Annotated in this window: 18 protein-coding genes and 1 pseudogene; 10 read left to right on the forward strand and 9 right to left on the reverse strand. The window is 63.4% G+C overall.

Annotated elements, in window-relative coordinates; genetic code table 11:
• Positions 1–100: 100 nt before the first annotated feature.
• A pseudogene (locus AU196_RS25970) lies at positions 101–199 on the forward strand (hypothetical protein); the annotation flags it as partial.
• Between the two features lie 174 nt (positions 200–373).
• Here AU196_RS25970 and AU196_RS01635 read toward each other — a convergent pair.
• From AU196_RS01635 to AU196_RS25975, 5 genes are all read right to left on the reverse strand, one after another.
• The gene (locus tag AU196_RS01635; protein WP_231737255.1) at positions 374–649 is read right to left on the reverse strand and encodes a hypothetical protein; all 276 of its coding nucleotides are present in this window, start codon (positions 647–649) and stop codon (positions 374–376) included.
• Between the two features lie 20 nt (positions 650–669).
• Positions 670–888 carry a type II toxin-antitoxin system Phd/YefM family antitoxin gene (locus AU196_RS01640; protein WP_231737258.1) on the reverse strand — a complete coding sequence of 73 codons (219 nt, stop codon included), beginning with the start codon at positions 886–888 and terminating at the stop codon, positions 670–672.
• A gap of 103 nt (positions 889–991) precedes the next feature.
• The gene (locus AU196_RS24955) at positions 992–1,432 is read right to left on the reverse strand and encodes a hypothetical protein (RefSeq protein ID WP_082695578.1); all 441 of its coding nucleotides are present in this window, start codon (positions 1,430–1,432) and stop codon (positions 992–994) included.
• A complete protein-coding gene (locus AU196_RS01650) occupies positions 1,429–2,250 on the reverse strand; it encodes an RNA polymerase sigma factor (RefSeq protein ID WP_059093324.1) in 822 nt (273 codons plus the stop codon). Before AU196_RS01650 ends, AU196_RS24955 begins: the two co-directional genes overlap by 4 nt.
• A 226-nt stretch (positions 2,251–2,476) precedes the next feature.
• Positions 2,477–2,911, reverse strand: a complete 435-nt coding sequence (locus tag AU196_RS25975; protein ID WP_231737259.1) for a hypothetical protein — start codon at positions 2,909–2,911, stop codon at positions 2,477–2,479.
• A gap of 120 nt (positions 2,912–3,031) precedes the next feature.
• On the opposite strand from AU196_RS25975, the gene AU196_RS24965 reads away from it, so the two are divergent.
• The 3 genes from AU196_RS24965 (at position 3,032) to AU196_RS25980 (ending at position 6,508) form a co-directional block, all read left to right on the forward strand.
• Complete coding sequence (locus tag AU196_RS24965; protein WP_197415669.1) at positions 3,032–3,274, forward strand: hypothetical protein; 243 nt, start codon at positions 3,032–3,034, stop codon at positions 3,272–3,274.
• 211 nt (positions 3,275–3,485) lie between these two features.
• The gene (locus AU196_RS24970) at positions 3,486–3,974 is read left to right on the forward strand and encodes a hypothetical protein (RefSeq protein WP_231737262.1); all 489 of its coding nucleotides are present in this window, start codon (positions 3,486–3,488) and stop codon (positions 3,972–3,974) included.
• A gap of 1,577 nt (positions 3,975–5,551) precedes the next feature.
• Entirely contained in the window at positions 5,552–6,508 is a 957-nt protein-coding gene (locus tag AU196_RS25980) for an EspK C-terminal domain-containing protein (RefSeq protein WP_231737264.1), read from the forward strand.
• Positions 6,509–7,005: 497 nt separating this feature from the next.
• On the opposite strand, the gene mobF is transcribed toward AU196_RS25980, so the two are convergent.
• Complete coding sequence (mobF, locus tag AU196_RS01665) at positions 7,006–9,834, reverse strand: MobF family relaxase (RefSeq protein ID WP_059093327.1); 2,829 nt, start codon at positions 9,832–9,834, stop codon at positions 7,006–7,008.
• Positions 9,835–10,831: 997 nt separating this feature from the next.
• Between mobF and AU196_RS01670 the strand changes: the two genes are divergently transcribed.
• From AU196_RS01670 to AU196_RS24975, 3 genes are read left to right on the forward strand one after another with little or no spacing between them, the layout of a single operon-like run.
• Complete coding sequence (locus AU196_RS01670; protein WP_157545932.1) at positions 10,832–11,158, forward strand: hypothetical protein; 327 nt, start codon at positions 10,832–10,834, stop codon at positions 11,156–11,158.
• Between the two features lie 12 nt (positions 11,159–11,170).
• Positions 11,171–12,817: an alpha/beta hydrolase gene (locus AU196_RS01675; RefSeq protein ID WP_059093329.1), complete on the forward strand. Its 1,647-nt coding sequence runs from the start codon at positions 11,171–11,173 to the stop codon at positions 12,815–12,817.
• Positions 12,814–13,437: a hypothetical protein gene (locus tag AU196_RS24975; RefSeq protein WP_082695580.1), complete on the forward strand. Its 624-nt coding sequence runs from the start codon at positions 12,814–12,816 to the stop codon at positions 13,435–13,437. The genes AU196_RS01675 and AU196_RS24975 overlap by 4 nt, the downstream gene beginning before the upstream one ends.
• 334 nt (positions 13,438–13,771) lie before the next feature.
• Here AU196_RS24975 and AU196_RS01680 read toward each other — a convergent pair whose 3' ends face one another.
• Positions 13,772–15,850, reverse strand: a complete 2,079-nt coding sequence (locus tag AU196_RS01680) for a GmrSD restriction endonuclease domain-containing protein (RefSeq protein ID WP_059093330.1) — start codon at positions 15,848–15,850, stop codon at positions 13,772–13,774.
• 181 nt (positions 15,851–16,031) lie between these two features.
• Here AU196_RS01680 and AU196_RS01685 point away from each other — a divergent pair, with 181 nt between their 5' ends.
• Positions 16,032–19,694, forward strand: a complete 3,663-nt coding sequence (locus tag AU196_RS01685) for an N-6 DNA methylase (protein WP_082695581.1) — start codon at positions 16,032–16,034, stop codon at positions 19,692–19,694.
• 15 nt (positions 19,695–19,709) lie between these two features.
• Here the strand turns inward: AU196_RS01685 and AU196_RS01690 are convergent, their stop codons facing one another.
• Positions 19,710–22,322, reverse strand: coding sequence for a PHP domain-containing protein (locus AU196_RS01690; RefSeq protein WP_059093331.1), 2,613 nt, complete (start codon positions 22,320–22,322; stop codon positions 19,710–19,712).
• A gap of 335 nt (positions 22,323–22,657) precedes the next feature.
• On the reverse strand, positions 22,658–24,097 hold the full coding sequence (locus tag AU196_RS01695) for a cytochrome P450 (RefSeq protein ID WP_059093332.1): 1,440 nt from the start codon (positions 24,095–24,097) through the stop codon (positions 22,658–22,660).
• 54 nt (positions 24,098–24,151) lie between these two features.
• Here AU196_RS01695 and AU196_RS25770 point away from each other — a divergent pair, with 54 nt between their 5' ends.
• Complete coding sequence (locus AU196_RS25770) at positions 24,152–24,805, forward strand: TetR/AcrR family transcriptional regulator (protein WP_059093333.1); 654 nt, start codon at positions 24,152–24,154, stop codon at positions 24,803–24,805.
• Positions 24,806–24,849: 44 nt separating this feature from the next.
• A complete protein-coding gene (locus AU196_RS01705; protein WP_059093334.1) occupies positions 24,850–25,665 on the forward strand; it encodes an acyl-CoA thioesterase in 816 nt (271 codons plus the stop codon).
• Position 25,666: the final 1 nt, after the last annotated feature.

Below are 25,666 nucleotides of genomic sequence, written 5' to 3' on the forward strand. Positions count from 1 at the left end.
TGTCCCGGATGACTGCGATGGGCCGTCTGCCGAGGACGACTGGTCTGTTGATGATTTCGCCGACTGGCCCTTCGATGATCCATCCGTTGACGTTGCGCGTCTCCGCGAGTCGCTACGAGAAGCAGATGCCGACATCGCCGCCGGCCGTACGTTCGGCGAAGACGAGATCCGCGCCCGCTACGGCGTTCCCCGGAAATGAGGTCGAAGTGATTCACGTGGAAGCCGAGCCCGACCCGGATGACCTCGATGTCGGCTACGCTCAGCTGGCGTCGGAGTTCGACAGCGAGACCGCCGATGGTGAACGTCGGGCTGCGCGGGACCGCTATGCGGGTCGGACTGGAGAGGCGTAGAGAAGAACTCGCCGGCCGTGTGTTCAGATCAGCCGGGGGTCGCCGTCGTCGTCGAGGATGATGTGCCGTTCGCCGCGCTGGAGTGCGTCGAGGGCGAGGTCTATCTCGTGGACGGCGAGATCGGTGATGCGGCTGGGGCCGAGGATGATGATCTGGTCAGCGTGTTCAGCGCCGCCGCCGGCCGCCAGACCGACGTACTCTGCGTTGGGGGCGACGACGAACTGCAGATTCCAGCCGATGATGCCTCCTACCTCGCGCGCGCGTCGGTTGAGAGCTTGCACGTCGTCATCGGTCAGCACGTGATGCCCTTCCCCCGCCATCAGGCGTTGTCGGCGATTCTGCGGCGCAGCGTGTTCAGCTCGTCGAGCAGCTGCTCGTAGCGCTGCAGGGACATGACAACGGCGGCGGGCTTGCCGGCAGTGTCGGCCAGGACGACGTTGCCGCCACTGGTGGCCACCTGATCGATCAGGTGCTGATGCAGTTCGCGGACCGGGATCAGCTCACTGGGGAACGGCTTGCGCGCCGCCGAGGGCTTCAACGGTGGTACGGATCATGGGATTTGCCTTTCGGAAGTGGGTCGGTCTGGTGTCCCCTCGGCCCGTCTGTCGAGCCGAGGGGACGCCGCCGAATCCGGTTGATGCTCAACCGCGTTCGGTGATCGTGGTGTTGGGGTGACGTGCGGCCGTGGAGCCCTTCACGAACTTGCCGGTGATGGCGCTGCGGTGATGGGTTCCGCTGCTGCGGTTGGCGCCCCGTTCGGTGACCGTGGTCTTGGGGTTGCGCGCCGCGGTGGACGCCTTGACGTAGCGACCGGTGGTCGCGCTGCGGTGATGGCCCTTGTCCATTGTCTTGTCCTTTCGGTTCGTCCGGCCCGGTGTTGAGCCGGATACCGGTCTATAAGTGCGCTCGTCGGCTCGACCCCTGAATTCCTCGGAATTGTCGTGCCCCTGGCCGCCCTCGGCGGCGCGGCGGGCCAGTGCGTCCCCTTCGGCGGCGGTCACCGACCTGCGGGCGACTCGACCGGTGCGTGTGCCCAACGAGCTGGCGTTGATGAGTGCGGTGAGGTGCTTGATGGTGGTCACGACGTCCTCTTTCGGTTTCGGAGTTGGCGGAGTTGGTGGCCGATGAGGTTCTCTACGCTCTTGGCGTCGCGCAGACCGAGCTTGTCGGCGATCTCCCGCTGGGTGAAGCCGTGCTCCTGAAGGAACAGCGCTCGACGTGCCCGGTCGGTGCTCAACAGCGCCATCGCTTCAGCCACCGTGTCGTTGGCGACGATGGTCTCCTCGATGCCCTTGATGATGTCGAACCGGTCTTCGGGGAGTTCGGCCATCGGTGTGGTGGCCTGCTCAATTCGTTCGAGTTCGGCCCGCAGTGCGCTGCGGTAGATGTTGGCGAACTGATAGAGGCACTGGCCGATGAAGAAGGTGCCCAGCGACGCGCCTCCCGAGGATTGCCAGCGGTGGGTCTTGAGCACCTTGTCGCGGAAGTAGGTCAGCGCGGCGACCACGGTGTCCTTGGCGATGTCGTCAATGGCCTCATCCTCAGGCCAGCCTTCGATGCGCCCCAGACCGTAGCCGGTCAGCGCCTTGGCCTTGCCGTAGATGGTGCCGTGACGGATCCAGGCGCGCAGCACGCCGAGGCCGTAGCGGGTCAGCTCGCGGGAAAACCGCTCCCACAGCCGGCCCGTGAACTGCTCCAACTGCAGCGCTAGCAACAGCTCCTCATCGGCTTGAAGACGCCGGAGTCGTTCCAGCTCGTCGGCAAGTTCAGCGGCCAGATCAGGGTCGTCGAGCCAGGCACCGACCAACCCTTCATCGACGCCCCGGATGTCGCCCTGGTTGTCCGGTTGTAAGCGCGCGGCATCAACAGGCGGGCCGGGGCGGCGTGCCGGTCGATCCATGGCTACATCTCCAGGAGGCGAGAAAGAGACAACCGATCCCTACGGTTGTCGCTTCCTCTTAAGTCCGCGCGTACCGCCATCCCCTGAAACCTGAAGAAAGTTTTTTCCAGGCGAGCGGTCGCGGGCCGTGCTGCCACCATTGTCCCAGGTCGGGCCGACAGTCCCCCGCATACACAAGAGGGGCTGCTGACGGCCCCGGGTCCGCGAGTGGTCCAGTAGGCCGGACCTACGAGGCGCGGGTGGGGCACCAAAGAAAAAACCCCGGCCGCGTCATGGCTCCAGGCCAGAGAGGCGGTGTCCGGGGACTTCTGCCAGCTATGTTACCTCGGACCACGAAAAGGAGTCCAGTGGTAGAGACCCCCAACAGGCAGAAGCGCGTCGCACCGCGGCGCTCGATCGAGCCATATCGACCCCGCGCTACGCGTCCTATCTGAACGCCGCCGAGTGCGTCGAGGGCGACGTCTATCTCGTGGACGGCGAGATCGGTTATCCGGCTGGGACCCAGGACGATGATCTGGTCAGCGTTTTCAGCCCCGCCGCCGGCCGCCAGACCGACGTACTCTGCGTTGGGGGCGACAACGAACTGCAGATCCCAGCCGATGACGCCTCCCACCTCGCGCGCGCGTCGGTCGAGAGCTTGCACGTCGTCGTCGATCAGCATGCGATGCCCTTCCCCCGCCCTCAGGCGTCGTCGGCGATTCTGCGGCGCAGCGTGTTCAGCTCGTCGAGTAGCTGCTGGTAGTGCTGGCGACTGGATCGGCACCCATTTAACGTTTAAAGAATGACCGTCCAAGATCGTGGCAGCGCCCGCCTGGCCAAACTGTTGTCTGACCCGCAACGTGCAGCTCGCGTGGCTGCCATCCGCGAGCAGATGAACCAGCCCGGCCCCGATTCGCCCGGTCTCAACGACCGGACAACAACACCGCGCAGCATCACGGTCGACGATCTTCACCGCGCCGCCGACGCCGCCAACGACGTGAACAATTCCGACGTTATGGACGCCGCGTGGCGGCGCTCAACGTGATGTGCCTGCGCTGATGCGCTAAATCGGCAGTGCTGCAAGGGCTCTCGATATACGACGTGAAAGCTTGTGCACGCCAACGTCGGTGTCGGGTTTTAGGCTTGGAGGCATGTACCCGAGCTCAGGCGCACCCGGGGCGGGGCCTGTACACGCCTCCCAACTGCTGCCCCCTCACCAGCGAAGCGGTCGAGGATTGCCGTTACGACTGGCATTGGTGGCGGTACTCATTTCCACCGCTGCTCTGGTGGTTGCTCTGATCGGATTAGTCCGTGAGCCCGATCAAATGAGTCAGGCCGAGACAGCACCGCCCGCGACAACCACAGCGGCCACCGATTCGGGTGACCAGGCACTGTGCGACGAGATCGCGCCGCTGATCAAAGAAAGTTCGAGAAACAAGACAGATTTTACGGGGCTAGGCGAACCGGGTTCCCCGGAACGCAACGCGGGAATTCCCAATTTTGTTGACAAGACTCAGGACTGGTCCTCTCGCGCACAGGAAGTGCTCGACGCGCACGCCGAACCACCGCGATATCTGACTCGTACGCTGCAACGCTATATCGACGACCTACGGCTGTTCGTCGACGGACTGCGCCCCGGACCCTCACCCGATTCTGATCGAGCAATCTGGACAGATGGCGTTGCGGCTCTCAACGGACCCCTTCAAGTATGCGCGGCGCTAGGAGTTGAACTATGGCAGCGGTAGTACCAACCTCGGCCGGTTCCCGCTCGATGCCTTCGCGGCCGTACTCGCCGCGCATTGCGGGGCCAGCGTGGCCCCGGACTTCACCGGAAGCATGGTTGGAAACCACGAATGCCCTTCAACAAAAGAGCGTCGACCTCAGTGCGTCGGCAGCGGCGATTCGGAGGGCGGTCGATGAGCTTGGCAGCTCAAACTCCGGACAGACAATCGACGCCATGTCTGAGCGTGGCTACCGCACAGCACAGACAGTGACCAATCAATCGGATCTATACGGTGACATGGCCAAAGCCGTCAAAGAGAGCGCTGAGCTGATCTGGCACGCTCAAGATCGGATCGACGAGATCGACCGTAAAGCCCACGAAGAAATCGACCAACTCAAACAACAATTCGCCACAGCAGCATCATCTTTGGGAGCGGGCCCCGCCGCGGCAGCACTCTACGCAGCGGCCGAAGCCATCATCAACGCCGCCGCCGCCGAAGCGCTCGGGGCGGCCACCGATACGGCCGCCGCCATCGGCGAGCAAGCTGCCCATATAGGCGGCCACCCGGGAGGCGCAGTTGGAAGCAGCGAGAATCCGACACTGCAAGGAATCAGCCAACAAAGCGGATCCGGTACCGGAGGAACGACCGCCGATGGCGCACCCACAGGTACGTCGCACAGCACGCAACCCTTCAGCTACGGGCGGGGCGAAGAGCAGCCACCACGCGCTGCCGAGTTAGAACCGGGAGTTGACGGCTCAGAAACACCAGCTGCCGGCGACGACACAGCATCGGACGGGCCAAGCCCAAATGAGCAGAGCCCGGGGGGCGCGAATCCCGCTACCCCGGCAACCACAGAAGGGACCACACCAAAGGCCGAGCCACCCACCGCAGACTCTCTAGAAGGCACTTTGGCGGAAACGCCGATGCCAATGGCGTCGATGACTACACCGGCGGGCGGCGGTGGGGTGTCGTCTGCAAGCACGGGCGGTGGTGGGTTGAAGATGCCGGGGTCGGGTGGCTTGTCGGGAACTGGGTCTGTTTCTCCCGTCAGTAGCGCCGGTGGATTGGGTCCTGGTGGGGTGAATCCGACGGCGGGCTTGTCGTCGATGCCGGCGGGCGCTGGCCTGCCATCTGCGGCGAGTGCAGGGACGCCGACGCCGCCGTCTGATTTCTCACGAGGGTTCAAGGCGGGGCTGGCGGGCGGTGGTTCAGTGCTGCCTCCGCCGGTGGCCCCGCCCCCGGCGCAACCGTCGAGTTCTACGGCTGGCGCCTACGGGGTGGCGAGTGTTGGGGGTGCGCAATCGGTGCCGGCTGGTGGTGGTCCGGTGGCACAGAGTGCGCCGGCAGCGTCTGCGGGCGGATCAGCGCCGCCAGGGGGGCCGGTGGGGACACCGATGGTGTCACCGGCACCTGCGCCCGGGGGTCTGTTGCCGCCGTTTAACTCCGACATTGCGCCGCGCCAGGTGTCTGCAGCGTCTGCGTCGTCGGCCCCACCTGGTACACCAGCAGCCCCGGCGTCGTCGGCTGCGGGTGGGCCGGGAACACCGCTGCCTCCCGGAGTGGTGGCGCCGGGAAGTGCGGCGGCTGCTGCGGGTGCGGTGGCGGGAGCGAAATCGGCCGCGCCTGATCCGTTGCTGGCCGACGCGTGCGCGTTGGTGGAGGAGCTGATGAAGGCTTCTCGCCAGTACGGCACCATCGATTGGTGTGTGGGGGTGTTCGAGACACCTGCGAAAACCCTGACAGTAGTGACGTCCGGCGAGGGCGCGGGGTTCATCCCGGCGGGGGTGCATCTACCTAAAGGGGTGGAGTCGTTGTTCTCAGATGCAGGTCTGGACAATGCTTTTCGGCGTCGTTGGTTCGGCTGGATCAACCCGGCGCAGACCATGGTGGCCTATGCGCAGTCCGTGACCGCGCTGGATCCGAATATTGAGCTGTGGGCAGTAGCGGTTTCGACAGGGTTCGGTGGATCGGCACAACCCGCACGCGCGGCCGGTGTGCCGCACTATGCCGACTGCCCGATGCAGACTACGGATACGCCCGCCGGGGTGGGTGCGGTGCAGCCGCCGTTGGATGAGACCCGGCTGCACCGCTTGCAGGCCCTCAATCCGGTCAGCTATGCGCAGCTGAGCAGCGCAACCCCGGTCGATGTGCGCGAGTCCCTGGAGATCACCCGCCAAACCGCCTATGTGACGTTCACCCAGGCCAGTGAACTCCTGACACTGCCGATACCGCCGCTGCTGCGCGAAATCGCCACTCACCTCGACCGCGGCACCGCCATCACAGAATCGCAGTGGGACGAACTCGCTAGTGCCGTGCTACCGATGGCGATCACCGACAGCTCGGGGCAGCGGCCCGGCCGGATCGGCACCGACACTGAAGCGTCGTCGTACGCGCGAGTGCAGCACAATCTGGCCCGGCTCGCGGAGTTGCTGTTGTTGTGGCGCCACGGCGTCCCCGATCACCGCGAGGTCGTGTATCTGGCTCACCACGTCGCGGCCGAGCGCCAACTGTGGACCGGCCAGGCACACGCTGCGGGGCAGCGAGGAACAGCGTGACTGGGCCAGCGGCCAGCGACGCGTGGGGGCGGTTGGAGCAGGCCGCCGAGGTCACAATTTCCGCGGCAGCCGCGGCGATGACCTGGGCTGACGCCGATGAGCGTGGTGTTCTGGCTCGGGTAGCAGCAGCGAGCGCGAAGGACATGCTGGTGTCTCGCATGGTCGCCGAGTCCCTTGCCAGTCGTGATTGTCCGCGGGCGTTCACACCAGCCGAGGAAGCCACTTTTGAGGCCACGCCCGGTTGGGTGCTGGCGGCACTACCGGCGTGGTTGGCCCCGGAGTGGGCGGCAACGGTACGCGCCGCGTTTAGCGACTCGATCCGTCGATGCGAAGAGGCGCGGCACGCCAATCAAGGGACGGCCGAATCGACTCGCAAGTCGGCATTGGAGACGATTCTGCAATGGACAGAGAGCTCACTTCCGCTGCTGCGAATTGAAATGGCCTCTCGCGTAGCAGTTTCCACGCGTGCGTGGGCGCCACCAGTCGGCTGACGCTTCTTAGAGTTCGAGGCCGCCGACGTCGCGGCCGCGGGAGCGCGATCGTGATCGTTCGGTGCTGCGTTCCAGTCCGGCGCGTAAGCGTTCGTAGGCCTGTTGGCGGCTCTCTTGGGTGCGGGTGTGGTCGCGCCAGGCGGCCTGCCAGGTGCCGCGGCGTTGTTCGTGGAGGTCGAGGACATGGCCGATGATGTCGGGGAGGTGTTCGCGGGCGGTGTGTTGGGCTTCGGCGTGCATGGTGCAGGGGCGGTCGTCGTTGGCCAGGATCGTCTGCAGTGCGTGTGCGGCCGTGTGTTTAGTGCCGCGACGGGCGATATGCATCCCCGCCGTGGGGGCGCTGTGTTCGTGGTCGGCTTCGCCGCTGAAACGGGTGTAAAGGTAGGCGTGGTTGGTCTGGCGGCCGCGGCTGAGCCCGACGTAGGCCTGGGCGCGGGAAGCGGTCTCGCCGAGCACGGTGTGGGCGGTATCGACGGTGACGCCTTGCGCGGCGTGCACGGTGACGGCGTATCCGAGGTGAACGTGCTGGCGTAGGTAAGCGCCGTCGAACAGGACGCGGGCTTTGTCGGTGAGCCGTTCGGCGGCGACCCGGTTAGATTTTTCGTCGACGCCGGCTACCCGCCACCGATTGCCGTTGCGCACCTGATCGACGGTCTGGCCCTCACGATGGTGGGAGCCGCGGTGCACCGTGATGGTGGGGTCGTTGTCGCGGCTGACGATGATGTCGCCGACCCGCACCTCTTGGTCGCGGGCCACCTGAGCAGTAGGTCCCTCAGTGGTGAGGGTGTCGTGGAGGCGCTGGTTGAGCGCATCGGCGATATCCCAGGTGTCGCAGACAAGCAGGGCGTTCTTTCCGGCGGAACGGTCATCGAGGTAGGCAGCCATCGCGTCGGCGGCCATGCTGACCTGATCGCCGGTATGCAGACGGCCGTGGCTGCGGTACCAGCCGACCGCTCTGCGCAGCCGGTTGCCGCGCCCATTGCGGATCGCCAGGGAGGCGTCGCGTTCGGCCGGGTCGTGCATGCGCCACACCTGCGAAAGCCGCTGAGTCCAAGGCAGCTCGGCACAGAGTTGGTCGAACATGCCGCCGCGGGCTTTGACCGGGGCGAGTTGATAAGGGTCCCCGACGAGCACGGTTTTCGCGCGGGCAGTGGTGGCGGTCTCCAGCAGTTGGCGCAGCTTGGGGGTGGCAACCATGGACGCCTCATCGACGATCACCACGGTGCGGTCATCGAGGGCCAGGGCGCCGGTGTCGAGCTGGTGGAGAGCTTTGTCGAGGGTCATCCCGTGATCGCCGGCGCCGTCCTCCAGCGCTTGATCGACCGCGGTCCCGGTCGGGGCGAGCACCAGCACCTCTTTGTTGGCGCGGTGGGCGGCGGTGCGCAGGGCTTGCAGGGAGTGGGTTTTGCCGGCGCCGGCGGGCGCGGAGAGCGGATTGACCAGCCACGGTGACGTCCCGATCGCGGCCACCGCGCGCGCCTGATCGGCCGACAGCGCGGCCAGCTCGCTCGAGCGCACATCCAAGCGCGCACGGCCATCGGTGGCGCTGGCAGCGTCCAGGGTGCGCATCTCCTCGTCGACGAGCGCGGCGAGGGTGTATTTCTCGTGTCCTTCGCGCTCATGTGCGGTGCGCGGTGCGCTCACGCGCAGACCGATGCGCTCGGCGATGTTCTCGATGTGCGCCCGCACATCGAGGCCTTCACCAGGGGTTTCGTCGTAGGGGATGACCGCGCCGATCAGTTCGACGACATCCGCGCGGGTGAACGCAGCCTTGTCGATGCGCGCTAGCGCGGCAGCGATGCGCGCTTGACCGGAGTGTGCGTGTGTGCGCCGCGCATCGCGCGCGGCGAAATGCGCGTCGCGGTCTAAGTCGAGACCGCGCGCGTCTGCGCGCCACAACTGTTTGAGTTCTTCCCAGGCGAGCTGCTCGGGTTTGGTGGGCCGGGTGGCTTTCTGCGCGGTCGCCAACTGCGCGGCGGTCGGCTCACCGTCGACGACCACCAGGTTGTCCTTGGCCCATTCCCGCAGCCGCGTCGACCGCTGCGACCACGCCTTAATGCTTGCGGGAGTGACGCCGGCGATCTCAGCCATGCCGGAATGCTCGTCGACGGGCTGCCATTCGAAGCCCCGCTCGGCGTGCAGCTCGTGACGCAGCGTGGCCTGGTAGATGATCCCGGCGGCCTTAGCTTCGTGATACAGCGACTTGGAATCAATCGACACCAACCGACCATCAGCCCTGACCTGTCGATTCGGCACGATGACGTGCGTGTGCAGATGCGGGTCCCCACACCGGCTCGTCTCATGCTGATAGGCAATCCCCACCAGCCCGGGCAGCCGCTGCAGATCCTTCATCCCCGTGACCCGGTTGTGCACCCGCGTGTACCCAGCGTGCTCATGCAGGTAGGTCATCGCGGCTTCGACGGCATTGACGTGGGCGTTCTGCATGACCTTCTCGGCCACGTCATCGGTCAGCGACCGCAGCAGCGACACACTCTTGGGCGCGGCGAACATCAGGTCAAACCCGTGCACCCCGTTGGTCCCGAACGCACGCCCCACCTCCCCATTCGGGGTCACCCCGTCATCGAGCCACCGCGCCGCTACCTCGGTGTCAGCAAACCCGCCATCGAGCGCAGCGCCGTTCAATCCGGTGGCCTCACCGACCGCGCTCTTGTCCCCGACGACGATCCACGTCGGGACCCGGGTGTCGCCTTCGGAGTAGTACTCGCCCAGGCCGCCGCCGGCGGCTTGGCGGTCCATCGAGGCCTGGCGGGCCTGATTAGCGGTGTCGTTGTAGTAGCCGATGCTCCAGCGCGACAGCCGCGAGATCGTCAGCACGCGCCCACCGCCACCAGACCACCTCACCAAGCCCGACAGGCCGCCGCCAGGCGGCCGGGGTTCGGGCGCGCCAGCGCCCGAAACCGAGTATTGCACACCTTGTGCCAATGTGCCGGTCTGTATCTGCCTGGGAGACAGAGGGTTTGATGGTTGGCTTGGAATCATTGGTAGTGGGCTATGGGCCATGAAGGGTTCAGGTTCGGTAGGACTGTTTGAAGTTGCGTTGAGGAGTATTGATTGAGGTTTGAGACCTGGAGGTGTGTTGTTGAGGAACGTGACGACCCGCGAGCCCGCACATTGCGGGCAGCTAGGACGGACTGTCTTCGCGTCGCCGGCACGACCGCGTCGACGCACGAATACTGGGTTGGTGGAGCACCGCTACGGTTGACTCCGATGCGCCGTCATTACGGGCGGTGCCAACCATCGCCGCGGTCAGACACGACTAAGTCTCTGACCGAGTGCCGCGGGAAGTCACATGCTAGCTAACACGCCAAGGAGCAAGCTGCCGCACTTGCGTACCATCGCGGCGACACGAATACGACATGCAGCTCCTGGATCACTTTCCGATCTATCGTCACGGTCGTGAATATCTCGCCGCCTATCCATGAGCTGTGTGACCAATGCGCGGCCGCGCTAACGAATGGCCGTCCAGGCCAGACGTTCAGCGTCACTCACGCCGGGATACAGATCGCCCACCTCCAGCTCACCGGCCAGCGTCGATCCCGCAGCGTGCCGCCTCCGCGCCACCCGGTGTCGCCAGAGTCAAGGCCTTCTATCCGGGAACGATTTGACGGCATAGCTGAGCTCCGTGAGCGCCGAAATAGGGCCTAAATCAAGTCGTCGCTGCGAATCACGCTGGGTTCAGTGGAGGCGCTGATGGGCCCCGGTTCGCTTCGAGCGAATCGCAAAGGCAGGCCAAGTGAAATTGCTGCGCCGAGGGTCTGCTTGCTCACGGTAACGTCGGATGAGCCATCACAGCCGCCACGAGGGAGGGGTCGTGCCGAACACTGTTCGCGTGGTTCCGGAAGATCTGCATCTGTCCGCTGCGACCGTGGACATGCATGCGGACACTGTCCGGGTGAAGCACGCAAGCGCTGATGGCCGGATCGAGGGCGCGCAGCGTGGACTCCCGGCGGGCTCAGCAGCCGTGTTGATCAGCACAGTCGCGAAATGGCAGGCCGTTAGCACAGCGCTCTTCGCGCGGATGGTCGACCACAGCACGGGCCTTCGGACCAGCGCCACGGCCTACCTGACCACCGATACGAACAACGGGGCTGAAGTGCAGGCGGCGGGTAACCAGATCCGGCCCGATATCAGATCCTAATCCTCGGGCCGCATGACCGTTTCCATCGAGGACATCGACCGCTGGGATGCCGGTGACGTCCGGGAGGTCTTCCACGCCACTCGCAGTCGTGCTGAAGCGGCCTTCGAGGCCGCGGACGGCATCGCTGAGCTACCGGCTTTCGGAACGTGGGGCGGTGAGGCATCTGAGGCAGCCAAAGAATCGATCGGTCAGGTCCGCAAGGATCTCGACGCGCACGGCAACGAAGCACTCGCCGTCGCTCAGGCGGCCCGCAAAGCTGCCGACGACGTCGAGGCGGTCAAATCCCGCCTGACGCAACTGCGAGCCGACGCCACCAGCGCCGGCTTCGAGATCGATCCAATCAGCAACCAGGTCTTGCTCGGCCCGGCACTGGAAGCCAACATGGTCGAGGCATTGGCTGCCGAGGCGACACGACAGGAGCTACAAGCGCGCGTGACGGCAATTCTGGCCGAGGCCGCACGCGTCGACCAGGAACTCGCCAGCGCAATCGCCATGGCGACAGGTGCAGAGCTGATCCCAGAGGGGCCACACTCGAACGACCCCGCAGTGCAGGACATGCTGACTGATCCGCCCGAGGATCCGCAACAGTTCCACGACGCCTGGGAAAACCTGAGCCAAGAACAAAGGGATTGGCTGTACGAGCAGGACCACGCCATCGGCAACCATCCCGGCATGCCCTTCGAGGACAAAGACCATTACAACCGGATGCACCTCAGCGAGCTGCAGGCCGCCAATCAAGCCGAGCTGGACCGCTTAGCCAAAGAACATCCCGGGTGGACCGATGGTCGACCTGACACGCCCAACCCCAGCCCGCCAGGCTTCCAGGAGTGGAAAGCACAGTGGGACAACGCAAACAAGACGCGACAGGGATACGAGCAGGTACAGCGGGCGCTGGAATCACCTGATGGTTTGCAGCGCTACCTTGGCGTCATTGATGACCAGGGCCACGCCGCGGTGTCGATCAACAACCCTGACACGGCCATCAGGAACGGCACGTTTGTTCCCGGTACCGGACAAGACCTGAGCCGACTTGAATACAGCACGTCGAAATCGGAAGCAATGCTGCAGGCAACGCTCGAAGCCGACCGCAACCTCAAGGTTGGAGATGTTTCGATGACGACCTGGATGGGCTACGACCGCCCAATGAGCATCCTCACCGATGCCCCGTCGCCTAGCTTTGCGCATGACGGCGCCGCGGCGCTGGACGACTTCCAAGCCGGGATGCGCGCCTCACATGACTTGGCCGCTGGCCCGTCCGTCAACACAGTGATCGGTCACAGTTACGGTTCAACCCTGGTGGGTGCAGCTGGACTGGACGGTCACCTTGATGCCAATAATGTTGTGGCCGTCGGTAGTCCCGGTGTGCTCGCGGACCATGCGAGCGACCTCAGCCTGGCACCCGGTGCGAACGTCTTCGCCTCACGCGCCGAGAACGACCTCATTGGCATCGCCACCTACGCAACACTCGGTCCAGATCCAATGGGTCAGGGCTTCGGCGCGATTCCGTTCGAGGCGGCGCCCGGGGCGGCCGGGCCTTTCGGTACGCCGACGATCGATGCCCACAGCAGCTACTGGTCTCCCGGCAATCCTGCGCTTCTCAACATGGGGCGCATCATTGCCGGCAGGACCGACGTCACCCCACCCACATTCACCCCATGACTGAACAGGACCGCATCATTCGCGTCATCACGATCGCCACTGTGGCAACGCTCCTGCTTGCTGCATGTTCGACGTCCGAGCCTGAATCACTCGGTCCGCCGGTACCGACAGGTGCCACTGAAATACCCGGAGGGCCAATGGAACCAACACCTATCGTGCCGTCGCCCGTCGTCCCGGAGAGCCAGCGACAAGCCCAGGACACGATCAATCGCTATCTTTCCGACACAGTCAACGCCATGCCCAAGGGGACCACGTTGGACGGAACCCGCTACATCGTCGGCGACGGAACTTCGTTCTGCGAAGACAACCCCAGCGGAGACGACCCGCCGGTCAGAGTGACCGACTGGCGTGACGTCGAACCGCCGGAGGGCACGGACTTCGCCGTGCTCATTGATCAGACAGGGGCACTCTGGAAGAGCTGGGGTTGGCAGGTGCTCGAGCGGGACGGATTCGATAAGCCGAACCGATTCGGTTACGCGCCAGACGGATACGTACTCCAGATCAGCGCTCGTCCGGATCCGACCCAGCCACCATCGCTGATCGCTTCGTCGCCGTGTTTTCCTGAGAGCCGACGTGATAGCGGCGTTCGCAAGATTCCGGTGATTAGCCAAACCCCTTGATCCGCCTCAGCACTCGATTACCGGCAATGTAGAGCATCCTCAATTCGATACTGCTCAGTCGTCCAGCCGGAGTGTGCAGCGTGCCTCGCGAGGGTTGCGAGGGAGAAATCGGGCGCACGTCTTGACCACGAGCCAGACCGCAGAAGCGGCGGACACCAAATTTGCACTTGCCTCGCGCCCTGCAGACCTTGCACCAAATCTGCGCAACACTGCCCGCCAAAACTGCCACGCTCGGAGGACCGTTCCTTAGCTGAACCCACTGCGCGAGGGTTGCGAGTGACGATTGCCCGTCATATCTCGACGCTCGGATCAGCAAACTGGCAGCAGCGACAGGTCATTGCACCTCGCCCGGCACATTGTCGAGGAGGGCTTCGAGCTCAGGTGGACCTAGACGTTGCGCCTGTGAGGCCTTGTCGTTGTCATCGAACTCGATGCCCTCGCCGATCAGTATCTCCATCGGATCGCGGATGTCCGCCGGGTCATGCCATTGAAATTTGAAGCTTATGGACCCGTCGCTGCTGAGAACGCGGTACGCGTTCGTTACTGCCGGGTCGTGGGCGATGTGATTAGCGGTCGGCTGTGCCGCCGTTCCGGCGAGTTCAGCCAGGTCGCCGTAGGACGTCCACGACCCGGCCGGCAGCGCCGAAACCGCTTCATCGACGCGTGTCCAATCGAACCCAGAACGCGCGGTCACAACTCCCGGCACAGGGGCGGACCACAATTCGATTGCGGCATCGGCGAGCACCTGCGAACGCTTCTGAATCTCGTCGACTCCCCACTGGGTAGCTGCGGCGAGTTGCTCGTTCAGCTTGAGGTCCGAATCTTGCAGAATCTCCTGCTTGCGCTCAAACAGCTGGTTCGAGAGCTTCGAGTTCCACGCCGTCAGCGTCAGGTTCCCCAGTGTGTGGCCAAGTCTCTCGAAGACTTCGCGCGGATCGTGCCCCGCATCCGTCAGCTGCTTCTTCCACCCGTCGCTAAGGGTCTGCGGCATCACGTGTTCGATCGACAGCTTGGCTGAGTCAAAGTCAAGATCAACCTCAGCCCGCAGATGCGACTCCAGGCGCTGAAGAACCAACCGCTGCTGATGGGGCCGCCCATTCGAGTAATAATGCACGGTGGCGATGCCATCGCGAACACGATCGTCGTCGGGCCACCGTTTGTCCCGTGACAGCTCCCGACGCAACGCCACGTCAATCGGCTCACCCGGGGGAAGATTGCCGATTACAGCAATGAAGAGCCGGTTCAAGACGTTCGTCGGCACGTCGACGACGTAGCGCCTGACGATGAAGGACTCGATAGCTTCGAGGCACGACTCGGCCTGCGCACTGGTGACGCGGCCTGCATCCTTTTCGGAGTAGATGTGCAGCAGCAACGGATAGGTCGTACCGGCGCCCCAGCTACGCAAGAATGCCAGGTGCCTCAGCGCCTTCTTGCTGAGTCCCAGATCAGATGCCGTGGAACTCGGGTCTGCAGGTTGCATGAAGAGGGCGTAGTAGGCGCCTCGCCGCGCGAGCCGCTTAACGTGATCTTCGAGGAAATCGAGATCAGCTGCCGACGGTTCTAGGCGACCTCGTGCCGCTCGGTAGACATCGCCTTGTTTGATGAACTCCCCGGTCGACTGGAGGTCGTCGCGAACAAGCCCCTCCAGGCCCTCCACCCCGAGTGCCTTTTCGAGCGGACGCCAGTGCTGCGTATAGACGGTATTCGAGCGCGGCCCCAGCGCCATGAACAGGTAGTTTCGGAGCAGGTCGGATTGGGTCAGTCCTACTCCCGTAGCGTTGATGGACTCAAAGATCTTGTGGGGTCGCTCGCCTTCGGAAACAGTCACGAAGACCAGCGCCAATCGGTCGCCGATCGTCGTCGCCAGCCGTTCTGGGGCCAGCTCGCCGGCTTCGCGGAGCGCGCTGATCTTCCGGTGGAAGAATCGATAGGCGTTCACTATCGCGCTGTGTCCGGACACGTTGAGTGGATCGGTCAGCACCGTCCAGTAGGGAGCAGCATCCTCGTCGCCCGGTACCAGACGCGCCCATTTAGCCGAACCCTTCGGCTCCGTGTCATTGATCAGGTACTTCTTGTTCAGCCGGTCGAACTGATCAGGATCGTCGAGCGCCGCGACATCCCGCAATGCTGCGAGCGCGACGGATAACGTCGTGAGACGCTGCTGACCGTCGACGACGCGAAACTCCCGGAAGTCGTGCAGCGGGTCGGCGTCCTTCTCAACCGCCACGATGCTGCCGATGAAGTGCTTCGGGATCGCGCTCCCGTCCGCGAGCGCTCGGTATTGCTCGGCGATGTCTTGCCACAGATCTTCCTGCTGACCTGTCTTCCAGCGATAGTGCCGCTGGTACAGCGGCACCTGAAACTGGCGGTCCTGCGTCATCAGATCGCGGAAGGTCCCCTCCTTGGCACGCATCTAACGCACGATAGTCATCGAGCAAGGATGCTGGTCGCTGATCTTCGGCTGTCGGGCAACTCAATCTGGCTACCGCGGCCGACCCAGCGGACCCTTCCGAATCCAGCATCCATCCACAGGCGAAACTCCCATTGACGACGTTTAGCTTGATTGCGCTCACAGGCTTGTAGCGTTTACGCCCATGACGTCACCCGGGGGACAGCGTGCTGCTCTGCAGGACAGGCTGGTGAACAGCTCAGGCGCGCTCCGCAGCGAGGCCACGATCCAGGCCGATGTTCGGATGTTGCTTCTAGACCCTCACCTCGGTCTACTTGAAGAGAACCTCGAAGTGGATCTGGAGACGCCGGTAGGCGACCGCAAACGTATCGATATCGAGTTTGGTTGCACCGTGATCGAGGTCAAGCGTTCGCTGGCCACCCCCTCCGCTATCGCGGCGGCAACCGTGCAGCTATCTGGGTATGTCGCCACCCGAGCCGCCGAGGTTGGACAGCGTTATGTCGGGATCCTTACAGACGGACGTCTTTGGATTGCCTACCACGAGGTTGACAAGACTCTGGTCGAGGCGACGCGTATCACTGCCACCGGAGGCGAACCGGGTGCCGAGGCTCTATTGGGATGGCTTGAGGGCGTCCTAGCTACTCGACGCGCGGTAGTTCCGACACCGCAGAAGATCGCCGAGCAGCTCGGAGCACAGAGCTCTGCTCACGCATTGGACTATTCGACTCTCGCGGCACTGTATACGCATGGGCGGGATTTGCCGACTGTGCAACTTAAAAGGGAACTGTGGGCGAAGCTGCTTCGCGGTGCGTTGGGCACCCAATTCATCGACAGCGACGAGCTATTCCTGAATCACACACTGCTCGTTAATTCCGCCGAGATCATCGCGCACCTAGTCCTCGGGCTACCCGCTGACCAGCTTGCTCCAGCCACTTTATTGTCCGGTGACCAGTTCGCGATGGCCCGGATCTACGGTGTTGTCGATCGAGACTTCTTCGACTGGGTTCTCGAAGTTCCTGGTGGCGACGGATACGTATCGGCGCTGGGGCGACAACTCAGTCGGTTCGACTGGTCAGCGGTGGAGCATGATGTCCTAAAGGTGTTGTACGAGTCCGTTATCCCCACCGAAACTCGAAAAGCACTGGGCGAGTATTACACACCTGACTGGCTTGCCAATCGCGTGGTTTCTGAAGCAGTCACCGATCCGCTCAATCAGCGTGTGGTCGATGTCAGCTGCGGAAGCGGCACATTCCTGTTCTACGCCGTCAAACACTTTCTCGCCGCCGCAGACGGAAGCCGGCTCGGTGCCGCTGAGGCCCTCGCGAAAGTCTCTTCACACGTGATCGGAATTGATCTCCACCCCGTCGCGGTTTCGTTAGCTCGTGTCACCTATCTACTAGCGATCGGACGTGAGCGGCTCAACGCGCCCCGTGGCGCACTGAGCGTCCCCGTCTATCTCGGTGACTCACTGGGCTGGGACCAGCGCAACGACCTGCTGACGGTCGACTACGTCGTCATTCCGACAGAATCCGACGAGAAGCTCTACGCCGGAGAGCTGCGCTTCCCCGACCATCTACTCGAGGACGCTAGGAACTTCGATGAGCTTGTCCAAGCGTTGATTGAGGAATCCGAGCGTGCAGTTGGCAAGTCCACCAAGACGCTGAGCGCTGGGACCATACGTCGTCTAAATATCAAACAAGACGACGTCCCGGTACTCAACGCGAACTTTGCCCGCCTGAAGGAACTTCACGAAGAGGGGCGTAACCATATCTGGGGCTACTACATCCGCAATGTCACCCGCCCTGCGTGGCTTTCCCGCGAGTCCAACCGCGCGGATGTCCTTGTCGGTAATCCGCCTTGGCTGTCCTACCGATTTATGACGAACGAGATGCAGAGGAAGTTCAAGAGCCTCGCGATAGAACGCGGATTTTGGCACGACGATAGCACCGCCACCCATCAAGATCTCGCCGGTATCTTCGTGGCCCGCGCAGTAGAGCGCTATCTGAAGACAGGGGGGACCTTGGCCTTCGTCGTGCCTAATCCGGTTCTCGACCGGGATTATTGGGCAGGATTCCGGCGCGGAACGTTCGATGGCGCGAATGTCGCGTTCTCCACAAGTTGGGACCTACGCCGCATTCGTCCGCACTTGTTCCCTCGCGGCTCCGGGGTCATTTTCGGCCGCCGAACCGTATCCGCCGAGGAGATGCCTAGGACCGCCCTTATTTGGACTGGCCGTGCCCCCCACCGACACAGTTCAGCTGACGCCGCAACGCTGCTTACTCAAACGTTGGGCGAGCTCGTGATCATGAACGCCGACGACGAAAGTTCGCCTTACGCACAATGTTTCAGCCAGGGCGCCACATTGGCCCCCAGAGTGCTATGGCGCGTCGAAGAAATCACCAGTGGTCTGGGTGTACCTTCTGGGCTCTTGAAGGTTCAATCGAAGCGCTCTGCCACTGAGAAGGCTCCTTGGAAAGGCGTGGAGTCCTTGACTGGAGTGATTGAGTCCGAGTTCGTCTGGCCCGCCCTTCTAGGTGAGCAGATTGTTCCGTTCCACGTTCGTAGGGCCGAGACGTTCGTTATCCCTCTTACTCAGAATGGTCGAATACTGACGGGCGACGATCCCAAGATCGATGCGTACCCCGGTCTGGCAACATGGGTCCGCAGAGCGGAGGAAGTTTGGGATTCCCTCAAGAGGTCCTCGATGACGCTTGCCGAACGTCTCGACCACATGCGAGGCCTGACTAGTCAAGTTCCTGTTACTCAACGGCGGGTTGTTTACTCGAAGGCCGGCATGCATCTGGTCGCAGCCGTGGTGACAGACCACAGACCGATAGTCGACACAACGCTCTATTGGGCGACCGTCGCCAGCGAGGCCGAAGCTCACTACCTCTGTGGAATTCTCAACGCTCCCGTGACAACAGAATTAGCTCGACCGCTCATGTCTTATGGCAAAGACGAGCGCCATATCGATAAGGCGGTGTGGAAGCTACCGATCCCCACCTTCAGCTCTGAAAACTCGACACATACCAAGATCGCAGAATTGGCAGGAGCATTGGCAGACGAAATTTCCGATCTAACTTTCGAGAGTGAAAACTTCGTCACCATCCGTCGGTCCCTGCGCGCCCATATCGCTGCCAGTCCCGCCGGACAAAAGCTCGACAAATGCGTAGCGGAGCTGTTGGGCTCTCCCCGCGACGAAACCGATATCGACGCTGTGGAGGCACCGATCACAGACGGTGATCGGATCCGACTTATCCGCACGGGAGGTATGCCTACGCCCTCCACGCAAACTGCGGTTGACTTCGACTGCGAGTACGACGGCAACGGCATCGTGTATCTGTGGGGCGCGCTACTGACCACCGATGGGGAGTCGAGTTATCACAGCTTTGGCGACCCCTCTCCGGACATCGATGAACTCGCTGTCGCGAACGAATTCTTGGAGTGGTGTCAAGAGCAGATACAACGCGCACAAGCTCGCGGCGAGACCATCGGCTTCTACCACTACGGCAGAGTTGACGCTCACCAGCTCAATCGAATCCTTGGAGATGCCGCTGCTCCCGTGCTCGCTCTTGCGAGCGACGTGCTTGCAGATGTAATTCGGCCCAACTTTTACGCACCCTGCGGCTACAGCCTCAAGACGGTCGCGCAGGCTGCTGGGGCAGTGTGGCGCACCGCCAGCGCGGACGGGGCTTCTGCCTTGCAGTGGATCGACTCCGCGCGCACGGGAGGCGACGAATGGCAAACCCTGGTGGACTACAACGAAGATGACGTACGCGCACTCCAATTGTTACGTTCCGCCATACGACAAACAGCTAAATTAGGCTCAGTCATAAAGTTCAGTTGACATCATTACGACGGGCTACACCGTCGATGCTCTCAGTTTTGATGAACGGCGATTGAAAGGTATCGGGCCCCCTTCAAGGTGATTGAGGGTAAGCCGATTCATCTGATGTCGCTCTAACGAGCCGGCGGCCTCGACTTCACCGTGACCCGCCGTCGCCTTCATCGTGACGATTTGCTCAGCATCCCCGCTGACCACGATGCCAGGACTTCTAGTCGCGAACAGATATTGGCGAGTCCCGCGAAGTGCTCGAAGACGGTCAACCAAGTAGTCCTCGATCCACGGAGCGTGAAGAGCATCCTCCGGCTGGTCCACGAGCACCGGTGTTTGACCATCGGCCAGCAGTATCACGAGGATTGCCGTGCAGCGCTGACCGTGAGCGAGCTCCTCGATAGAAGTATAGGAATTATCATCAGGCTTCTTGAATTTGATTGTGAGTACATCCGGCCGATCGATCGCCTGAATATCGAGGAGATCCTCCCAGAGATCCTTTTCATCGATAGTGGCAAACAATCTCGCGATGCTCGACATGTCGACTCCATTGTCAACATCTACTATGTCGTTGAGTCTCTCATGCCACATGGCACGACCAAAGTTGAGCGGATGAGTTCTGAGCGCAAGCTGATTAATTACGTCATCCCTGACTCGTGATCCTATCTTGATTCTATCTAAGGCGTCACGAAAATCGGAGGAATCACCAGCGCTTGGAATGTCGAGCTTTACGAAGCCGGCTGCCTTCGCATTGAGCTCGGCCACTCGAGTTCGCCTCAGCTCCCGTCTAGCGGCCCGCGCCTTCTGAAGCACGTCGATCAGTCTCTCCCGCTCATCCTCGAGCTCGGCAAGCGCGGGCTTCGCCTTATCCTCCAATTCTGACCGAGACGCTTCCGCTTGCGTCAGCTTGGACTGAAGCAACTCCAGGTTGTCGCGCAGCGACGCCAAGGATGCGCCGGGGTCAACCTTTTCGAGCTCCTCATTAAGCTCCGTCTTGAATGCCTCGAAGCGCGCCGACCAGGACTTCTGAATTTCGGCCATCGCTGCGGATGCAGCCGCGATTGATCGTTGCATCTGGTCGCTAGTGGACTCGATTTGGGACTTGAGCGCATTCACCACTGTTGACGCGCTTAAGAATAAGTCAGCGTTTACCGCGAGGGACTCGCCAATCGGAGACTCCGGCAAGTCCATACGAGGAACTATCAGCAAATCGACCGCTTGCTTCATGCGTACTAATGCTGTCTGTTCTCGGGTCCAGCTCGATTGCTCTTTTACGGCGTCTGTCTTGAATAGATCGGTTAGTTTGCGTACCTGCTCCGACAGATCACCTTCCTTGGAAGCCTCGACCGCGAGCTGACGAGCTCGATTACGAGCCGCGATTAGTTGACGCGCGTTCGCTCGCAACGAGCCGATGGTATCCGCTATCAGCTTGCCGACCGGTTCTAGGTCGACGGACGAATCGATCAACGCCATTCGCCCAACCGGCTCTCGTGAGTACTCCAGAATCTCACCCTGAGAAAAAGCCGCGATTGGGCAGACCGCCGTTACATCGATGTCGACCTCCGCCCACTCAGCGCCTGTTTGCTGCAGTATTCGCGGAGCACTAGGTTCGTTTGTCGTGAATGCGCGTTCGATCCGATAGCGGTTATCTTCATTCGAAACATGCAAAATTACTACACTGCCGTTCATCAAAGCCTTTGTCATCCGCGAATCAATCTCGCGTCGAATGGCCGGGAATCGGCTCGCATCGACTTGCTGATTGACGGCGAAACGTATCGACTCCAACACGAGTGACTTACCGGCGCCCGTGCCGCCAAGCAGACAGTTCAGATCAGGCGATAGTTCGATTGCCTCCCCTCCTAAAAAGCCGCCCACGATCTGTATGCTTTCGATCCGGTGGTATGCCGGATCGGGGGGAGCTTCCAAGCGAACACGAAGATCCGGATCAGCCAAGGCGTGTCGAAGTCCGATGAGATCGGGACGGCTTGCTTTGATCCAAGTTCGCCGAGCTCCAATCCCGACCAGACCGTGGCAGCTCTTGCTCGCATCCCACGTGTCAGAGCCACGCACAGCCGCTAACACCCGGGCACCGGCAATCTTGTTGTTAACGTCCTGGACCGTATCCATATGTACGACCTCAACCGCACTAATCGCGGGGTTGAGCAGTGTCTTCTTCTGATGCGCTTTGACTACAAGGGTCAGTAGACCCTTGTCTTTCTCGACGTGGGCGGCTATCGCAACTCCGCCAGCCTTCTCGACTTGCACCGCAGCTTCCGCGAAGCCGAAATCTGCGGCAATGTCGAGCCGGCCTCGATCCGCATGACCGATCCCCAGCTTGACGAGCACTTCTTCGATCAGGGTCGGATCTGTTCCCTCTTCCCACAGCGCCAACAGGTGGCCCTCCGAAGTGCTGATTTCAACACCAGGCAGCACTACAAGCGGCCTGCCCTCAGCCGCTTCGGCCACCTGCTGACACCAGGCCACGGTGTTGTGGTCCGTGACTGCGATGGCATCAAGACCCGCGGCAATCGCGGCGTCGACGATATCCAAGGCAGTTCCGAAGTTCTCGGCTCTTGCGTCGTCGGAACCCGGCGTATGGACGTGCAGGTCAACTGCCCAGAATTTCGCCCAGTCACTCACTTTCTCTCCGCCGCTAGGCCACCCATAGCCTGCTGGGAACGGGTCGGTTGCAGTAGCTAACGAGCGAATAGGTTTCATCACCGAGAAACTCCCCCCTTCACGAACGCGTTGCGAGTCCGCAGTCAGTCCGCAGTAGGTCTATCACTCCCCCTCAATAACCAACGCTGCCGACACATCGACGTGCGCGGATCGGTGCTACTCAACAACCTCAGACTGATTAAACGCGCTGGTGTCGTGGTTCGGGACGAAGAGGTCGTGGGTTCGAATCCCGCCACCCCGACTCGTGGGAGTACAGAGGCCCTGATCCGGTTCGTCCGGTCAGGGCCTCTGTCGTGTCACGTGCGGGTGCGCAGGGCGATCGGCAGGTCGTCGGCCGGCGTCGGCCCGGTGCCCCACGTCAGCGGGAGCCGGTAGCCGTCGGCCACGCGCCACTCGAAGCGCCGCAGCATCTGGTGCATCACGGTCTTGACCGTCATATCGGCGAACTGCTGGCCGATGCACTTGTGCGCCCCGCCGCCGAACGGGGCGAATGCGTAGCGGCTCACCGCGGCCCGGGGTTCCGGCTTGTCGACGAAGCGACCGGGGTCGAACGTGTCCGGGTCGGGCCACCAGTCGGCGAGCCTCATCGAGGCGTGGACGTTGATCGCCACCTGGGCCTTGGCGGGGACGAAGTGTCCGAGGATCTCCGTGTCGCGCGTGGTCTGACGGAACAGGGTGCCCGCCGGCGCGTACATCCGGAGGATCTCCTTGAACGCGGCGTCGAGCAGCGGATAGCCGTCCAGGTCGCCCAGGGCGGGCGCGTCGTTGGGCCGGTCGACCGCCTCGTCGCGAAGCACCCTCTGCCACTCGGGGTTTCGGCCCAGCTCGTAGACGAGCATGGACAGGGCGATCGCGGTGGTGTCGTGGGCGGCCATCAGCAGGAAGATCATGTGGTTGACGATGTCGGCGGGGGCGAACCGCGCGCCGTCGTCGTCCTCGCTGCGGCACAACATCGAGAAGAGGTCGGTGCCCTCGCCCCGCTGCCGGTCGGCGATCTGCTCGCCGAAATAGCGTTCGAGCCGCCGCCTCGCGCGCAGGCCCCTGGCCCAGACGCCGCCCGGCACATCCGCCCGCAACAGGGCCTGCCCGCCGCGCACGGTGTCGTGGAAATCCGCGGCCAGCTGGTCGGATTCGGGCCCGAGGTGGGTGCCGACGAACACCTCCGCGGCCTGCTCCAGCAGCAGGTGCTTGACGGACGGGTAGAACGGAAAGCCGTCCGTGGCAGCCCAACTGCGCAGGGTCCGGTCGATGCCGGGTCGCATCAGTTCGAGGTAGCCCTCCAGCGCGCTGCGGGTGAACGCCTGCTGCATGATCCGGCGGTGATCGCGGTGCTCCTCGAAGTCCAGCAGCATGATGCCCCGGTAGAAGAACGGGCCGATGACCGGCGCCCACCCGCGGGTGCTGGAGAAGACCTTGTCCCGGTTGACCCACGCGGTCTCCAGAGCCTCGGGGCCCATGAGCGATACGACACGGAACCCGACCCCGCCCGCCCACGAGACCGGCCCGTACATGTCGTAGCGGCGACGGGCGAAGTCGAGCGGTTCGGCCAGCGCGCTGAGCGTGTGACCGAGGAACGGGAACCCGTAGTTGCCCATGACCGGTTTGAGGTGCGAACCCGGCGGTGGCGGGGCCAGGGGTTCCTCCCGGCTGGGGAAGCGCGAGGTGACGGCCGCGCCGGCGGCCTGGAGACGGCGGGTGTTGGTCGGTGAAGTGAGCTGCGTGGTCAGTGCCGTCATCCGCCGGTGCCCTCCTCGGGTGTATCTGGTACCGAACCGTGCCAGAATCGGGTGATGGTGTCAACGGGTGAGCGTGCCTACGGCGGGCAGTCGGCGGACGTCCGCCGTCGTCAGCGCAGGGCGCGCCTGCTCGACGCCGCGATGGAGGCGATGGCGCACAACGAGTGGCGCAGCGCGACGGTCGGCAAGCTGTGCGCCGCCGCGGGATTGAACAAGCGGTACTTCTACGAGAACTTCGCCGATCTCGACGCGCTGTCCGCGGCCGTCGTCGACGACGTCGCCGAGAACGTCCGCGCCGCAACGGTGCAGGCGGCGGAGTCTGCGGCCGCAGAGTCGTTGGAGGCGCGGGCGTTCGCCGCCGTCACCGCCGCCGTGCACGCACTCGTCGACGATCCTCGCCGGGCGCGGATCCTGTTGGGCGGGGCCGCCGCATCGGCGGAACTGCACTCCCACCGGGCGGTGGTCATGCGCCACCTGACCGAGGTGCTGATCGACAACGGACGCAGCGTGCACGGCGTCGAGCTGGAGTCCGATCCGCTGGCCCGGGTGGCGCCCGCGTTCATCGTCGGCGGCACCGCCGACGCCATCCTCGCGTTCGTCGACGGCCGCACCGGCCTGTCCCTCGACGACTTCGTCGCGCAACTGGCCACCCTCTGGCTGATCACCGGGAACGGCGCGGCGGACGTCGCGCGTGGACGGACGCCGTAGGCCCTGGCAGTGCTCCCAACCAGTTGGTCGATAAGCTGCCCAGGATGACCGCCCTCCGTGACACCTCCTGGCCGCATGACGCGAGCTGGATCGCGCGCCTGCTCGAGTTCGACCGCGACGGCGACACCTTCCTGGCACCGCAGGTCACCAGCGGTCCGGCACACCGGCTGTTCGGCGGTCTGATCGCGGCCCAGGCGCTGGGCGCCGCCGGCGCCACGGTCGATCCCGACAAGCGGGCGCAGTCGCTGCACTGCTACTTCGTCCGCGGCGGCAAATACGGCATCAACGTCGAACTGCAGGTCGAGCGCACCCGCGACGGCCGCTCGTTCGACACCCGCCGCGTCACCGCGGTCCAGGAGGGCAAAGTCATCCTCGAGATGATCGCGTCCTTCCACCGACCCGAGGACAGCGCCGACTGGCATCCGCCGCGGCAGGCGACCCTCCCGTTCGACGACGCCCGGCCCAAATCCCCCGATCTGGAGGCCGTGGACCGTTTCGAGGTCCGCGCGAATCCGAGCGACACCTCGCCCTTCGCGATCCCGCCGTTCTGGATCCGCTCCCTCGATCCGATCGAGGACGACCCGCTGATCCGCGCCTGCCTGCTGACCTACATGTCCGACCTCGGGCCGGTGCCCGCCGCCCGCCCGGCCGGCGCCCCCGACGAACCCGGCGCCGGGATGGCGGCTTCGCTGGACCACTCGGTGTGGTTCCACCGGCCGTTCGATCCGCACCGCTGGCACCGCTACGAGGTCAGCGGCGTCAACAACAGCGACGCCCGCGGCCTGGCCGTCGGTTCGCTGTACGACGACGACGGCGCGCTGATCGCCAGCACCACCCAGGAAGCCCTCTGGCGGTTCTGAC

The sequence above is a fragment of the Mycobacterium sp. IS-1742 genome, assembly GCF_001500125.1.
Classification (GTDB): Bacteria; Actinomycetota; Actinomycetes; order Mycobacteriales; family Mycobacteriaceae; genus Mycobacterium.

Excerpts from the sequence above, each read along its gene's own strand:
- AU196_RS01650 (WP_059093324.1), bottom strand. The coding sequence starts at position 2,250 with ATGGATCGACCGGCACGCCGCCCCGGCCCGCCTGTTGATGCCGCGCGC.
- AU196_RS25975 (WP_231737259.1), bottom strand. The coding sequence starts at position 2,911 with ATGCTGATCGACGACGACGTGCAAGCTCTCGACCGACGCGCGCGCGAG.
- AU196_RS24965 (WP_197415669.1), top strand. The coding sequence starts at position 3,032 with ATGACCGTCCAAGATCGTGGCAGCGCCCGCCTGGCCAAACTGTTGTCT.
- AU196_RS01675 (WP_059093329.1), top strand. The coding sequence starts at position 11,171 with ATGACCGTTTCCATCGAGGACATCGACCGCTGGGATGCCGGTGACGTC.
- AU196_RS24975 (WP_082695580.1), top strand. The coding sequence starts at position 12,814 with ATGACTGAACAGGACCGCATCATTCGCGTCATCACGATCGCCACTGTG.
- AU196_RS01680 (WP_059093330.1), bottom strand. The coding sequence starts at position 15,850 with ATGCGTGCCAAGGAGGGGACCTTCCGCGATCTGATGACGCAGGACCGC.
- AU196_RS01685 (WP_082695581.1), top strand. The coding sequence starts at position 16,032 with ATGACGTCACCCGGGGGACAGCGTGCTGCTCTGCAGGACAGGCTGGTG.
- AU196_RS01695 (WP_059093332.1), bottom strand. The coding sequence starts at position 24,097 with ATGACGGCACTGACCACGCAGCTCACTTCACCGACCAACACCCGCCGT.
- AU196_RS25770 (WP_059093333.1), top strand. The coding sequence starts at position 24,152 with ATGGTGTCAACGGGTGAGCGTGCCTACGGCGGGCAGTCGGCGGACGTC.
- AU196_RS01705 (WP_059093334.1), top strand. The coding sequence starts at position 24,850 with ATGACCGCCCTCCGTGACACCTCCTGGCCGCATGACGCGAGCTGGATC.